This is a genomic window from Fibrella forsythiae, assembly GCF_017353175.1.
In the GTDB taxonomy this organism is placed as follows: Bacteria; Bacteroidota; Bacteroidia; order Cytophagales; family Spirosomataceae; genus Fibrella; species Fibrella forsythiae.
Genome location: NZ_JAFMYW010000010.1, coordinates 283,675 through 296,848, shown reverse-complemented (window position 1 = coordinate 296,848; position 13,174 = coordinate 283,675). Strand labels below are relative to the sequence as shown.

General features: G+C 52.5%; 11 protein-coding genes. 5 read left to right on the top strand and 6 right to left on the bottom strand.

The window, feature by feature from the left end; translation table 11 throughout:
• Nucleotides 1–287: 287 nt before the first annotated feature.
• Nucleotides 288–1,541, top strand: a complete 1,254-nt coding sequence (locus tag J2I46_RS27135) for an exonuclease SbcCD subunit D C-terminal domain-containing protein (RefSeq protein WP_207332231.1) — start codon at nucleotides 288–290, stop codon at nucleotides 1,539–1,541.
• Nucleotides 1,513–4,602: an AAA family ATPase gene (locus J2I46_RS27130; protein WP_207332230.1), complete on the top strand. Its 3,090-nt coding sequence runs from the start codon at nucleotides 1,513–1,515 to the stop codon at nucleotides 4,600–4,602. The genes J2I46_RS27135 and J2I46_RS27130 overlap by 29 nt, the downstream gene beginning before the upstream one ends.
• 78 nt (nucleotides 4,603–4,680) lie before the next feature.
• Here J2I46_RS27130 and J2I46_RS27125 read toward each other — a convergent pair whose 3' ends face one another.
• The 4 genes from J2I46_RS27125 to J2I46_RS27110 form a co-directional block, all read right to left on the bottom strand.
• The gene (locus J2I46_RS27125; RefSeq protein WP_207332229.1) at nucleotides 4,681–5,487 is read right to left on the bottom strand and encodes an enoyl-ACP reductase FabI; all 807 of its coding nucleotides are present in this window, start codon (nucleotides 5,485–5,487) and stop codon (nucleotides 4,681–4,683) included.
• Nucleotides 5,488–5,621: 134 nt separating this feature from the next.
• A complete protein-coding gene (locus J2I46_RS27120) occupies nucleotides 5,622–6,521 on the bottom strand; it encodes a hypothetical protein (RefSeq protein ID WP_207332228.1) in 900 nt (299 codons plus the stop codon).
• 42 nt (nucleotides 6,522–6,563) lie between these two features.
• Nucleotides 6,564–7,583 (bottom strand): alpha/beta hydrolase, encoded by a 1,020-nt coding sequence (locus J2I46_RS27115; protein ID WP_207332227.1) that lies wholly within the window; start codon nucleotides 7,581–7,583, stop codon nucleotides 6,564–6,566.
• 110 nt (nucleotides 7,584–7,693) lie between these two features.
• Entirely contained in the window at nucleotides 7,694–9,085 is a 1,392-nt protein-coding gene (locus tag J2I46_RS27110) for a methyltransferase RsmF C-terminal domain-like protein (protein ID WP_229379972.1), read from the bottom strand.
• Nucleotides 9,086–9,257: 172 nt separating this feature from the next.
• Between J2I46_RS27110 and J2I46_RS27105 the strand changes: the two genes are divergently transcribed.
• Nucleotides 9,258–9,764: a KdsC family phosphatase gene (locus J2I46_RS27105; RefSeq protein WP_229379971.1), complete on the top strand. Its 507-nt coding sequence runs from the start codon at nucleotides 9,258–9,260 to the stop codon at nucleotides 9,762–9,764.
• 47 nt (nucleotides 9,765–9,811) lie between these two features.
• Here J2I46_RS27105 and J2I46_RS27100 read toward each other — a convergent pair whose 3' ends face one another.
• Nucleotides 9,812–10,633, bottom strand: a complete 822-nt coding sequence (locus tag J2I46_RS27100) for an aminotransferase class IV (RefSeq protein WP_207332225.1) — start codon at nucleotides 10,631–10,633, stop codon at nucleotides 9,812–9,814.
• Nucleotides 10,634–10,886: 253 nt separating this feature from the next.
• Here J2I46_RS27100 and J2I46_RS27095 point away from each other — a divergent pair, with 253 nt between their 5' ends.
• Together J2I46_RS27095 and J2I46_RS27090 are read left to right on the top strand one after the other, a co-directional pair.
• The gene (locus J2I46_RS27095; RefSeq protein ID WP_207332224.1) at nucleotides 10,887–11,363 is read left to right on the top strand and encodes a YsnF/AvaK domain-containing protein; all 477 of its coding nucleotides are present in this window, start codon (nucleotides 10,887–10,889) and stop codon (nucleotides 11,361–11,363) included.
• 47 nt (nucleotides 11,364–11,410) lie between these two features.
• Nucleotides 11,411–12,337 carry a YsnF/AvaK domain-containing protein gene (locus J2I46_RS27090; RefSeq protein ID WP_229379970.1) on the top strand — a complete coding sequence of 309 codons (927 nt, stop codon included), beginning with the start codon at nucleotides 11,411–11,413 and terminating at the stop codon, nucleotides 12,335–12,337.
• 63 nt (nucleotides 12,338–12,400) lie between these two features.
• On the opposite strand, the gene J2I46_RS27085 is transcribed toward J2I46_RS27090, so the two are convergent.
• Nucleotides 12,401–13,174, bottom strand: coding sequence for a LytR/AlgR family response regulator transcription factor (locus tag J2I46_RS27085; RefSeq protein ID WP_207332223.1), 774 nt, complete (start codon nucleotides 13,172–13,174; stop codon nucleotides 12,401–12,403).

Here is a 13,174-nt window from a genome sequence, read left to right as displayed (position 1 = left end):
AGACTGCAAAAGTAGGGCAAGTTTACCCCCATGTCAAGCCCTGTTTGAAAGTTTTTTGTGAGGCCAGGACCTGATTTGGCATAAATGGCTGATAAACAGACAATCCATGAACAAAACTTTTTTCAATTAGTTGTCGGGTATCTTTTACCTATAGAGAGTTAGTCACAAAAATTATACTTTAGCAAGTAGTACCTCACAGGAAAAGGGCCTGGCTAAACAGGACTTTATCTGTTTTTTATATGGGCTAGTGATTATATAACAAAACAAAGTTAGCCCTCTTGCTCATTATGCGGATTTTACACACAGCCGATTGGCATCTTGGCAAACGATTGTACCGTTCAGACCTTCGGGAAGACCATTCGTTCTTCCTTAACTGGCTGGTTGAGGAAATTGAGCGTCGCGAAGTTGATATACTGCTTATATCCGGGGATGTATTCGATACAACGAACCCGAATGACGGGTCTATGCAGTTGTATTATCAGTTTTTGACCCGAATGCTTCCCTTATCTGTCAGGATCGTGGTGACGGGCGGCAATCATGATTCGGCCACAAAGTTGAATGCGCCTAAAGAACTGCTTCGGCATCTAAACATACATGTGGTTGGCTGTACGAATGGAAACTGCCCGGATGAAGTGATTCGGTTTGCCGATGGATCTGCTGATCTGTTGGTAGCAGCGGTTCCCTATCTGCGGGATGCCGATCTGCGCCAGTCTATTTCAGGACAGACCTATGAGGATCGGGTTGAGGCATTGCGAATGGGGATCCGAAACCACTACGAACGAATTGCCGATCATTGTCATAGCGAGTACGCGAACGTACCTGTACTGGCGATGGGTCACCTGTATGTAAACGGAGCAACGGTTTCGGAAAGCGAACGCGAGATTCATGCCGTAGGCGGGCAGGCAGCTTTTTCGGGCGAGCACTTTCCCGATGGATTCGCCTATGTGGCGCTCGGCCATATACATGTACCCCAACGCGTAGGCGGAAGTGATACAGTCCGCTATAGTGGATCGCCTGTTCCACTAAGCTTCGCTGAACGCGACAATGCGCATCAGTTGCTGCAGTTGACGGTGGAAAATGGACAGGTGACTGCCGTTGAGTCGGTGCCGGTCCCGCAATCACGTCCGTTCCGACATATAACAGGTACGCTCGATGAAGTCCGGGAACGCCTGAATCAATTGGAGATGACACATGCTTTGCCTGCATTGGTGGAAGTGCTGGTTGAAGAAGATGCCGAAAGCCTCAGCACCCGCATGCATTTCGACCAGTTGCAGCGCGATTATAAGGATGCGCCTTTCATCCTGGCAAAAACTCGGTTACTGTTTCGGAATAAGCGTAAGAATCTGGAATCGTTATTTGCCGCCGATACGCACCTGGCTGATCTAACGTACCTGGACGTTTTTGCGCAACGGCTGATACTGGCGCAGGTTGAAGATGATCAGCGCGACCAACTTATCGATACCTACCAACAACTTTATAAAATGGTTACGGAGCAGACGGCTCCGCTTCAGTATGAAAATTCGCCAAATCCGGTTTCGTAATATCAATTCGTTTTATGGCGAACACGAGCCCATTCAATTTGCCAGTGGCCTGTTAGGCGACACGGGACTGTTTGTGATCTCCGGTCCAACGGGGGCAGGGAAGTCTACGCTGCTCGATGTAATGACGCTGGCCTTGTTCAATCGGCTTCCTCGTCTCAGTGGGGCCATATCGGGAGCCAATATCACCGATGACGGAATGATCGTGAACCGGCAGGCAGCGGCTGAGCCTAACACGGCCGCTTATGCCGAAGTAGAATACGAAGTAGATGGTCACCGCTATCGATCGCGGTGGTCGATTCGGAAGAACCGGAACAATAACTGGAACAACTACGAAATGGAAGTGGCTCGCCTGGCCGATGACAAGCCAGAGGGTATTCTGTTTCCGATTAAAGACCTGCGCGATTTTCCGAAGAAAAACGAAGAACTGATCGGGCTGTCTTACGAACAGTTCGTCAAGTCGATTGTACTGGCGCAGGGGGCGTTCGACCAATTTCTGAAATCACGGGCGTCGGAACGAAGCAAGATGTTGGAGCAACTGACCGGAACGGAGATCTACCGGCAATTGAGTCGAAAAGCATTTGAGCATACCAAGTACCTCGACGAGCAGATCAGCACAAAGAAATTGGGGGTCAGTTCGATCAGAATGCTAAGTGACGAGCGGGTAACTGAACTTACTGATCAATTGACAAAGGCCGACGAACAATTGGCTGAAATCAAAGCGCAGATCAAATTATTTGATGCCGAGAAAAGATTGGTGGATGATGCTGAACGGGCAGAGAAGGTATTGGCGAGGCTGGCGACAACCGGTGAAAAACTGGCGGAACGAACCGCTGCTTTTGCACCGGACCGCGAACGGTTGCTGCTCCACGACAAAGCAACCCCATTAGCCGGCTTGCTTAGCGATCTCGCCGGAGCAGAACGGGCCATTGTCAGAGCCCGCCAGGATCGGACGAACGTGACAGACGAGCTAGCCAAGCTTTCGCAGCAACTTGATAGCCTGCTCACGGAGGCCGCGACATTTATTGGCGCTCCGCAGTTGGCCTCACAAAGTGTTAGCGCAGCTATCGAGGCGTTTCGTGATCAACTGAAAACGTTACAGGATAAAATTGGGGCTGAACAAACGGCCGCCACTCCCCTCCTGCAACGCATTCGCCAACAGGCATCGATCGATTCAGCCGCACTGCGCACTCTTGGGCTTCATCAACTCACGCTGTTGAACATAGCCGATTCGCTGGTGCAGGTTGAAACGGAGAGGGCGTCTTTACAGGTACGTATAGACGCCTTGCAGGCAACGTACCCAGCCGTTACGCCGACCACGCTTCCCGACCGTATTCAACAGGCCATTGCCCGAGATAAGGTGCTGGGTACGTTAATTCTGCTTGAAGGGGAACAGCAGGACCGGATTTTTAAGGGTCAGAAGCTGGCCGAACCAATTGAGGCGTTAAAGACCCAGATTGACTCTCTCACGCCATTGCTGTCCACCGCCCGCGAGCGTGAACAGATGGCTGAAGATACAGCCAATCAACTCGATGCAGAACAGCGCCGACTCAGTGCCGAAGTGAATTTAACGGCATTGCGCGACGCTCTGGTGGCTGATGAACCCTGTCCGCTCTGTGGTTCGCTGGAGCATCCGTACGCTACTCACTACGTCAATCAGTTGGGTACGGTTGCTGCCAAACTGTTGCTGGCGAAAGATGAACTTCAGCAAGCCAGGGTCGCTACTAAAGAGTTGTCGGATAAATTGATTGCGCAGGAAGCTCAACTGGCAGAAGCGGAACGTACCCAGCATGCCTTGCGCGAACAGTTTCGTGGGAAGCGGAATGAAATTAATGCGCTACGTGAAGCCAATCAGCTTGCCGAAGACGTGGGTCCCGAACTTCTTAAGAGCGAACAACGCGAGCTGGCCAGCACACAGGCTGATCTGAATACGCTCCGTTCGCTTTGGGACCAGAATCGGATACTAGAAACGCTAATTGGCCAGTTGACCGAATTGCAGCATCATCAGCAGAGCATACAGCTTTTCACGCAGCAGAAACAAGCGCTGTATGCAGGCGACGACTGGGCGCAACGGTCAGGTACGTTGCTCAAAAGCATTGCCGACGTGCAGGGACGCATAGCCACACAGACCGGACTTCGGCAAAAAACGGATGATGACGAAAAGGCAGCGCTGGCCGAAGAAAAGCGGGTGCTGACGGCATTGACCCCGTTACTGAAAAAGCAGGGCCTCGATTCAGCCGAATCGGCCCGAAAACTACTGCTGGACGTACCCACCACGCAGAAACTGCAAAAACAACGCGACGAACTGGATCGGGATAAAATTGAGCTCGACCAGAGCATAGCCGACGAACAGAAGCGGCTGGAAGCAGCCCGAAAATCCCGAAAGACAGATTTACTCCCCGACGACGTAAAAGCAACATTCGACGAAGCCCGTAAAAAGCACGACAAGCTGCTGACCAGTTCCGGTTACGCCCGCAGCGAACTCGACACGAATAAGAAAAGCGTTGCGGCGCATCAGAAAGCCATTGCCGAACTGGCCAGAATGGAAGCCGACGTGATGCCCTGGAAAGAGCTGACCAAACTGATCGGCAGTGCCAAAGGTGATTCGTTCAGCAAGTTTGCCCAAAGCCTGACGCTGGCGCAGCTCATCGGGCTGGCCAATCGCCGCCTGAAAAACCTGACAGATCGCTACCTACTGCTGTCGCCGCGCGAAGAGCAGGACGAGCTGTTTGTCGTGGATTTATATCAAGGCCAAGCCGAACGAACGATTACCAGCCTCTCGGGCGGCGAAACGTTCACCCTGAGTCTGGCACTGGCGCTGGGCTTATCTGATCTGGCGTCGCAAAACGTGCAGATCGACAGTCTGTTTATCGACGAAGGTTTCGGGACGCTGGACCCAGACTCGCTCGATACGGCAATTGTGATGCTGGAAAAGCTACAGCAGGAAAGTCAGAAGACCATCGGCATCATCTCGCACCGCCACGAGATCAAGGAGCGCATTACCGTTCAGATCCAGGTTGAACGAGGCATTGATGGTAACAGCCGGTGCTATATAACGAGTTAAAAAAAGTCCTCTGTCTTCCGTCCTCTGTTGCGCTGCCAGGCAACGTACCTGAGCACGCAACAGAAGACAGAGGACTTGTTACATTCCTCCCATCACTTCCATCGAAACACCGGTGTTGACGAAGCCACCGTCGTGGAAGAGGTTCTGCATGGTCACCATGCGGGTCAGGTCAGAGAAGAGCGTGAGGCAATAATCGGCGCACTGGTCGGCGGAGGCGTTGCCTAGCGGAGCCATTTTGTCGGCGAAATCATAGAATTTATCGAAACCGCCAATACCTGCTCCGGCTGTGGTAACGGTTGGGGATTGCGATACCGTGTTTACACGCACTTTACGGTACTTGCCGTAGTGGTAGCCAAAACTACGGGCTACTGATTCGAGCATGGCTTTGGCTTCGGCCATATCGGTATAGAACGGGAACGTCCGTTGGGCAGCCATGTAGGTCAACGCCACAACCGAACCCCATTCGCTGATGGCATCCTGCTTATAGGCGGTCTGCAACATCCGGTGTAGCGACATCGCCGAAATATCGAGGCTTTGCTTGAACCACTCATAGTTCAAATCGGTATAGGCGCGACCTTTACGGATGTTGGGGCTCATACCGATACTGTGCAGAACGAAGTCAACTTTCCCACCCAAAATCTCCTGCGACTGGGTGAATAATTTTTCCAGATCTTCGGTCGACGTAGCGTCGGCGGGAATGATTTCGGCGTTGCAGTGCTGGGCCAGTTCGTTGATCGCGCCCATCCGCATGGCAATTGGTGCGTTGGTGAGCACAAACGTTGCCCCCTCTTCTTTGGCCTTCAGGGCTACTTTCCAGGCGATTGATTGTTCGTTAAGGGCACCCGAAATGATGCCGCGCTTTCCGTTAAGGAGTCCGTAAGCCATAAGTCAGTATAAATAATATAGGATGTAGAATGACTGCTAAAGCGCATAACAAACCTCGCGGCTCAACGATTATACTGGCTGCACCAGTCACTCAGGGAGCGCAAAAGTAACGGGAAATGAGCAGTTGAAGGTGGTTAGCCTGCCTTAATACCAAATTCTGTTTGGAGATACTGCCGGGCAATTTCTTCTTCAGAATCATAAATAGACCGATCAGAAAGCGCACGGTGGCCATTGTTCAACGCATTTACCCAACTGTGCGACGCGTAGGGATCGTAATCGAAATTGACGACAGGGTAGCCCATTTTACTGATATCGCTGAACCAGTCGCTGGCTGTATCGATGTTACCAAAAAAACCAAATGGATGGGCCGACCCGTGCGGTTGCGTAACAGCCCGGGCTTTTTCCAGATCAATCAGACAGGCGTACTCGTTCAGCCGACACTCTGGCAATGGCCAAGGCCCCTGTTTGGCGAGTTGTTTTTGATAAGAGCCGCCCCGTGGGTCACCGTGTTTTGCATATAACTGGTTTACTTCAGCCTCGAAGGGCCGATAGCGCAGGTAGCGATCACCATCGCAGAGGTGTTCTTTGAAGGCCGGACAGTTCCAGCATTGCCCCACTTTCCCAATGCCGATGCCGTCGCCGATAGCTTCCAGGTAGGCACCTATCAGATCGCCTTTATACAAGACGTCATTGTGCGTGATGAAGAGGCGCTTTTTATTAGTCTTCTCCCACGCATACTGGTACCGAAGCGCGTGCCTGAACGGAGGCAGTGCCAGCAGATGCCGCCGTGGACTCTCATTCATGTTCCGGTAGCCATAATTGACCCACGGCCGGTAATACACTACGTTATAGGGTTTCAACCAGGTTTTCAGCAGCGAATAATCGGTCTGTTCAGGTTGTTTACGTTCTTCAATAAAGTAGATGGTATCAATCCATTGGGCCGATTGCCTGAGCAGTGATAGCAACGTCACCGCCGTTATGTTCGGCTTACCGTATACGCTGATAGCTACATCAACAGAGTTAGGTTGAGGCATGTTGATTTGGTTAAAGAGACGGCAAAGCTACGCCTCATATCATTATTTAGAGGCCAGCGTACCCAACACAGGCTTCAGCTTCACAACGTTGGTCAGAAACCGTTCCGATGCCCTGTACACCCCGTTCAGATCACCAGACGTAAAATGTGAGGCGATAACGTGCTCACCCGCATTCGGAAAAGCTACTTTTTCTTTCCTGTCGGGCAACGTACCCAGTTGGTCATACATCGCCAGCATAGCCGCTACCGAGACTACTTTATCCTGATGGTCGTCGTCTTTATAATAGTAACCCAGGAACAACGGTTGTTTCACCCTGGCCAATTCAGCGGGTGTCATATATTCATCCATCATGGCCTGTAGCACTACCAGTCCGTTGATGTGGTACTGGGTCAGCCAGTAGCGGGCACGGTCGGGCTTGTAATGCGTCACGTTGACGTGATCACCCTGCAACACCTGCCTCATGATCTGCACGCCCCACGGTTTGGTAGCCAGCTTAAGAGCGGGGTTAGCTGTAGCAATACAGGGCGAATACAGCACCACACCAGCCAGTTCAGGATGGCGCTCGGCCAGATACAGCGTCAGCATGCCGCCCGCCGACGTACCGATCACCACTACCCGATCGCCCAGCGCCTTGCCAATGGCCAACGCCCGTTCGGCCGACGCAGCGTAGCTCTCGGGCGTTAATTTTTTAAGGGCATCGGGCGAGGTAAGGCCGTGTTCTTCCGGGCGGGCCAGATATAGATTACAGCCAAAATGGGCAGCCAGCCGTTTATGAACCGGATCACCTTCGGCCCAGCTTGCCCCAAACCCGGGAATATACACCATACTGACCGGCGTTTTAGCCTTCCGATTACTGTCGGCCCAGATAATCCGCGCTTCGTTGTCTGGTTTAAGGCCCGCCCCTTTTTCTGATTCGGCGATCGTGCGTTCCAATGTAGCCAGGTCGGCAGGAAGCGGCGCGGTCTTTATTGGTAAATGAGCAAACTGTGGCCGTGGACCGAAGCCGTACACAACTGCCAGTAACACCAGCAGGCCAGCCAGAACCAGTAAAATCCGTTTCATACAAGTAAGGTTTAGGAAGTACAAGTGTACGACGATGGTTTCATCATCCCGGGGGAATGCCATGACCCCTCATTCGTCGGGACAACAGAAAAGCATCGTAAACACGATCCTCAAAACTCAGGAATTTCCATACGGATACGCCAGTCTTTCGGCAGGTAGTTATTGATGCGTGAGCCAACGCCTTTCATCCAGCCCAACGGCAGCCCCTTATAACGAGCCATCAACCAACCTCTGGGTACGTCGGGCAACACCAGATTTTCTTTTTTGAAATAACGAAGGGCATCGTCGAGGGTCAGGTCAACACCGGGTAGGCCATCAGCCAGCTCTGTACTAAGGGCCAGCGCATGAGCGGGCATGAAATCAGTACCTTTAAATACGCCGAGGTCAAGCCCAAACCCTTTGTTATGTAAGACAGTATCAATCAGCACCAGTTCTTTCTCAAGACCCAGCGGTACAGCAATGACATCGCCATTGGGTTTTTCCCAATACGAAAACGCATCCGGGTTTTTCAGGAAAAGCCGCAACGTACCCAGTTGCTTCCGGTGTACAGGCCGCGCCGACTTGAAGCCGCGATTCCGGGTAACGGGCGCTGTTGCCGCTGCCCGCCGCCGGAATACGCTGATAAAAAAGCCCTCGCCCCGCACCCGGTGCGGATAGCACTGATACCCCACGGCATCACCAACCGTTCTGGCCTCAACGCCCCAATCGGCGGGCAGGTCGAGCGGGCGGTTCGAGAAGCCATTTTCGCTCAGAAAACGGATCATCTCCAGGTTCTCGGCATCGTTGTAGGTGCAGGTGCTGTAAATGAGCCAGCCGCCATCGGCCACCAGCGGAGCCGCCGCCGACATAATGCGTTTTTGTCGCAGCGAGCACATTTGCACATGATCAGGCGACCATTCATTTATCGCCGCCGGGTCTTTTCTGAACAGGCCTTCACCCGAGCAGGGCGCATCAACCATAACCAGATCGAAATAACCGGCCAATGGCGCAAACTCTTCGGGATCATGATGACTGACTACCACATTGGCATACCCCCATTTGTCCATGTTCTCGCGCAGGATGGGAATCCGGGTACGAATCACTTCGTTGCAGACCAGCACGCTGGAATCGGGCAGGGCCGAAGCCAGGAGCGTACTTTTCCCACCCGGCGCTGCGCAGAGATCGAGCGCGCGGATGGGTGGCTGACCAGCATAAGCTTTCCGCTGGCCAATGGTTTGCCGCACGGCTTCGGCCAACAACATCGATGACGCTTCCTGTACGTAATAAGCCCCCGCCTGAAACAGCGGGTCGAGCGTAAAAACGGGACGTTCGGGCAGGTAATACGCTCCTTCGCACCAGGGCACAGGTGTTTTATCTGTTGTATCGAAACCAGATTTACGCGGATTCAGCCGGATGCTTACCGGCGGTAGCGTACCAAGGGCTGCTTCAAAAGCAGGAAATTCGGTACCAAGTTGCTGTTGCATCTGCTGCCGAAAGGCCTCTGGCAGTTGAGTAGGATTCATACCGGCAAAGGTAGGGATGCTACCGGTCATTAGGTGGTGATTTGCCTTCGGTGTCATTACGCTGCGCCGTACCGGTCATCTGCTATTTTAGTTACGAATAACTAGTCGTGACACCAAAGGCAAATGGCCATGAATAACGCCGGGACAAGGAAAGCGTGCATACATTTGCTCCATGACAGACCGTTTCAAACAGATCAGGACCTTTATTTTCGACGTCGACGGCGTGATGACCGACGGCAGTGTCAACGCGCTGGCTTCCGGCGAGATGTACCGGACGTTCAACATTAAAGATGGCTACGGCATTGAACGGGCCATTAAATCGGGCTATAACGTGGCTATTTTGTCGGCAGGCAATCAGGATGGCGTTCGGAAACGGCTCGCCTTTCTGGGCATCAAAAACGTGTTCATGGGCGGGCCCACTGATCACAAGCTCGATGTCTACCTGGGCTATATGAAACGGGACAACCTGGTTGAGTCGGAGATCTTATACATGGGCGACGACCTGCCCGATTACCATATTCTGAGCCGCCCGGCTTTGTTTAGTACCTGCCCGGCCGATGCCGTTGATGAGATTCAGGCGGTGTGCGATTACATATCGCCAAAAGCAGGCGGTCATGGCGCCGTTCGCGATGTTATTGAGCAGGTGATGCGGGCACAGGGAACCTGGATCATTCCGTAAGTGGCTGATGTGGCCTCGCAGCAGTGAGGCCACACCAGTATTGTTGACTAGCGGCCCGTAAACGCCATAAAGCGCGCCAGCAGTTGTTTCGATACGGGCCCAACCTGCCCATCGGCAATTGGCAGATTACCAATCCGGACAATGGGCAGTACTTTTTTATTCGTGCTGGTCGTAAATACTTCGCTGGCTTCGTATAACTCGGAGAGCAGCACCGGCCGCTCTTCGATCTGAAAATCGTCTCTGGCTAAATCGAGGATCGTGCGGCGGGTAACGCCGTAGAGAATATTACGGTTGGGCGTAACAAGCCGGTTGCCCATAACCAGAAAAACGTTGCTGCGGCTCAGTTCGCTGATCTCACCGTCTTTATGGTACAGCACATCCTGCGCACCAGCCGCCTGAATGGCTCCGTGTAAGAGCATCACCCGCTTGTAATCGGTCGTTTTCACCTCGGCAGTTTCCCGCACATAGTCATCGAGAATAACCTGGATACCACGCTCATACTGCCACTCGGGCACCGGGTGAATAGGCTCTGACAGCATGAGCAGGTTTGGCGTGACAATACTGATGCTGTCAGGCGCGTAGCCACCGGTCATGATAAACCGAAACGCCACGTTTGGTTCACCAGACCGCGCCAGCAGATCGAGCAGGATTGGGTACGTTTGCTCTTTCGTAAGCGGCAGCGGCAGGTTCATCCGCCCGGCCGACTTCTCGAAGCGTGCCCAATATAAATCCCACTGAAAAGGCCTGCCGTTGTAGGTCAGAAAATAGTCGAACAGGCCGTAGCCGCGTAACAGGCCAAGATCCGTAATGCCCACGCCAATCTGATCGACGGGCTGGATAGCTCCATTGAAATAACCGTAATAGGGCATCAGCAGGCCGTTTACGACGAAGCATCCTGTTGCTTCATCACGCCAAATATAGACAGCTGGACAAGCCAGACAAACCAGTACGACAAGTAAACGGGTTGATGTGTTGATCACAAAAAATTAATGACCCATAACCAACAAGCAATCAACTAATTAGCGGCCACTAGCCGTTGTGATTACCAGACGATCCGTCTTTTTTAATAACCATCGTATATAATATTCGTTCTTTACATTAACTCTATCGGATTAATAGTTAATGTTTCCACCTAACCCAAATTCGCCCCGCCCATCGAGTCCGTTCATGTTGAACGACGATCAGGTAGCTCCTTCATCGACGGTGGTTATTCCGGTGATCGAAGAGCAGTTGCAGGTGCATACCGAGTGGGTTGAAACAGGACGGGTTCGTGTGGCTAAACAGGTGCATGAAGAAACACAAACGATCGACGTACCTGTGAGGCATGAACTGATAGACGTGGAACGAGTACCCATCAATCGAGTGGTCGATGAGGTGCCACTTTCCCGTCAGGAAGGCGACACGCTGGTGCTGCCGGTGGTGCGGGAAGAAGTAGTAACAACGATCAGGCTCGTGCTGGTTGAAGAAGTCAGAATTACCCGACGGCAGGAACAGGCAATTGATCATCAAGTAATTAAAACAAAGTCAGAGACCGTAGCTATCGATCGGCTTGAACCAACTACAGCCAGTCAGTCTGATTCGGCTCACAAGCTTACTTAATGCCTTAGCCTATTTTCTTTTCATTACTTAACAAACCCAGTTTGATCATGGCACAGACCGTAGTTGGAGTTTTCGACAAAGCCAGTGAGGCACAAAGTGCTGTAGAAGGGCTGGTAAATGGCGGTTTCGACCGGACCAATATTGACCTGTCGATCCGCACCAGCGACTACGCTCATGATGCGGCCGATGACGATGATACAGCCAACGAAGGAGGAATTGGCGGCTTTTTCAGTTCACTGTTCGGTACTAACGACGATGACCGCCGCTACACAACCGTAGGCCAACGTAGTTCTATTGTAACCGTACATGCCGATTCGGACGATATGGCTGAGCGGGCCGCCGATATTCTGGATGCCTGCGGCGCCGTAGACATCGACGAGAAAGCAACTGAATATGAACAATATAACCGGCAGGTATTTCCGGGTACGGTACCGCCGGCAACCGCCGATCTGGCCGGAGGCGTGTCGGGCTATACCAACACAGGCACGACTTATTCAGATGCACCCACAACAAACGAGTCGGTGACCGATACAGATCGTACGTCGGATGTGGTTCGCGGTGACGGAACGCTGTCGGCGCCAGTCATTGAAGAAAACGTGCAGGTAGGTAAGAAAACGGTTGAAACGGGCGGCGTTCGGGTACGTAGCCGGATAATCGAGCGGCCCGTTGAGGAGAATGTCCGCCTACGCTCAGAGCGAGTGGTTGTGCAACGTACCCCTGTGAACCGGGTGGCTACCGACGCTGATTTCACTACCTTCGATGAAGGTGAACTAACGCTGACCGAATACGCCGAACGGGCCGTAGTTGGCAAAGAGGCACGGGTAGTGGAAGAAGTAACTGTTGGCACGAAGGTGGATGAACACGACGAAACGATTCGCGATACAGTTCGCCGCATCGATGTCGACGTAGAAGAAATACCGCCGATGGCAGAACCAAATACTACTTACAAAGAGAATAACGTTCGTACTTTATAATACCGGATTTCGTATCCGAGCCGTAACGCAGCCGGCCTCGTCACCGAGGCTGGCTGTTTTTTGTTACTGCACGCCATATTGCCGCTCAAACTCGTCGACGTAACTGCTGCCCACGGGAATTTCCTGCGGCCCGATGAAAAGGCGGGTACGTTGAAAAGCAGTGATCTTTGGCAACGCAACAATAAACGATTTATGAACCCGGCAAAACAGTTTCTCAGGTAGTTTGGCCTCAATGGCTTTCAGCGTGAGGCGGCTCAGAATAGGACGTACCTGCTGCGAGGTATATATTTTCACGTAGTCTTTCAGCCCCTCTACGTAGAGCACATCATCGAAGAAAATCCTGATTTCCTGGTATTCTGAAAACACGAAGAAGAAGTTCTGTTCGGGAGAGGCCGTCACTTCTGCCGGTGCTTCTTCGATCGGCTCAGCAACAGGCTGGCGCTCCGGCATTCGGTCTGGCGGGGCCTGGGTACGTCCCTGACGTAGTAAAAACAAGTCGTAGGCTTTTGAAACAGCCTTCAGAAACCGTTCGAACGGAATGGGTTTCAGCAGGTAATCGACCACATCGAACGTATATCCGTCCAGCGCATACTCTTCGTAGGCGGTTGTCAGGATCACCATGGGTGGGTTGGTCAGCGTTCTGAGAAACTGCAGGCCCGTCAACGTAGGCATCTGAATATCCAGGAAGATCAGGTCAACCTGGCCACGCCGGATCAGATCGTAGGCGTCGAGCGGATTATTGAAGTGACCAACCAGGTTCAGGAACGGGATTTTCCGAATGTCGTCGGCAATCAGTTCCAGCGCGAACGGCTCGTCATCTATGGCGATACAGCGCAT

What these genes read in the sequence shown, in the direction of transcription:
- J2I46_RS27135 (WP_207332231.1), top strand. Translation starts at nt 288, where the DNA reads ATGCGGATTTTACACACAGCCGATTGGCATCTTGGCAAACGATTGTAC.
- J2I46_RS27130 (WP_207332230.1), top strand. Translation starts at nt 1,513, where the DNA reads ATGAAAATTCGCCAAATCCGGTTTCGTAATATCAATTCGTTTTATGGC.
- J2I46_RS27125 (WP_207332229.1), bottom strand. Translation starts at nt 5,487, where the DNA reads ATGGCTTACGGACTCCTTAACGGAAAGCGCGGCATCATTTCGGGTGCC.
- J2I46_RS27120 (WP_207332228.1), bottom strand. Translation starts at nt 6,521, where the DNA reads ATGCCTCAACCTAACTCTGTTGATGTAGCTATCAGCGTATACGGTAAG.
- J2I46_RS27115 (WP_207332227.1), bottom strand. Translation starts at nt 7,583, where the DNA reads ATGAAACGGATTTTACTGGTTCTGGCTGGCCTGCTGGTGTTACTGGCA.
- J2I46_RS27110 (WP_229379972.1), bottom strand. Translation starts at nt 9,085, where the DNA reads ATGAATCCTACTCAACTGCCAGAGGCCTTTCGGCAGCAGATGCAACAG.
- J2I46_RS27105 (WP_229379971.1), top strand. Translation starts at nt 9,258, where the DNA reads ATGACAGACCGTTTCAAACAGATCAGGACCTTTATTTTCGACGTCGAC.
- J2I46_RS27100 (WP_207332225.1), bottom strand. Translation starts at nt 10,633, where the DNA reads ATGCCCTATTACGGTTATTTCAATGGAGCTATCCAGCCCGTCGATCAG.
- J2I46_RS27095 (WP_207332224.1), top strand. Translation starts at nt 10,887, where the DNA reads ATGTTTCCACCTAACCCAAATTCGCCCCGCCCATCGAGTCCGTTCATG.
- J2I46_RS27090 (WP_229379970.1), top strand. Translation starts at nt 11,411, where the DNA reads ATGGCACAGACCGTAGTTGGAGTTTTCGACAAAGCCAGTGAGGCACAA.
- J2I46_RS27085 (WP_207332223.1), bottom strand. Translation starts at nt 13,174, where the DNA reads ATGCGCTGTATCGCCATAGATGACGAGCCGTTCGCGCTGGAACTGATT.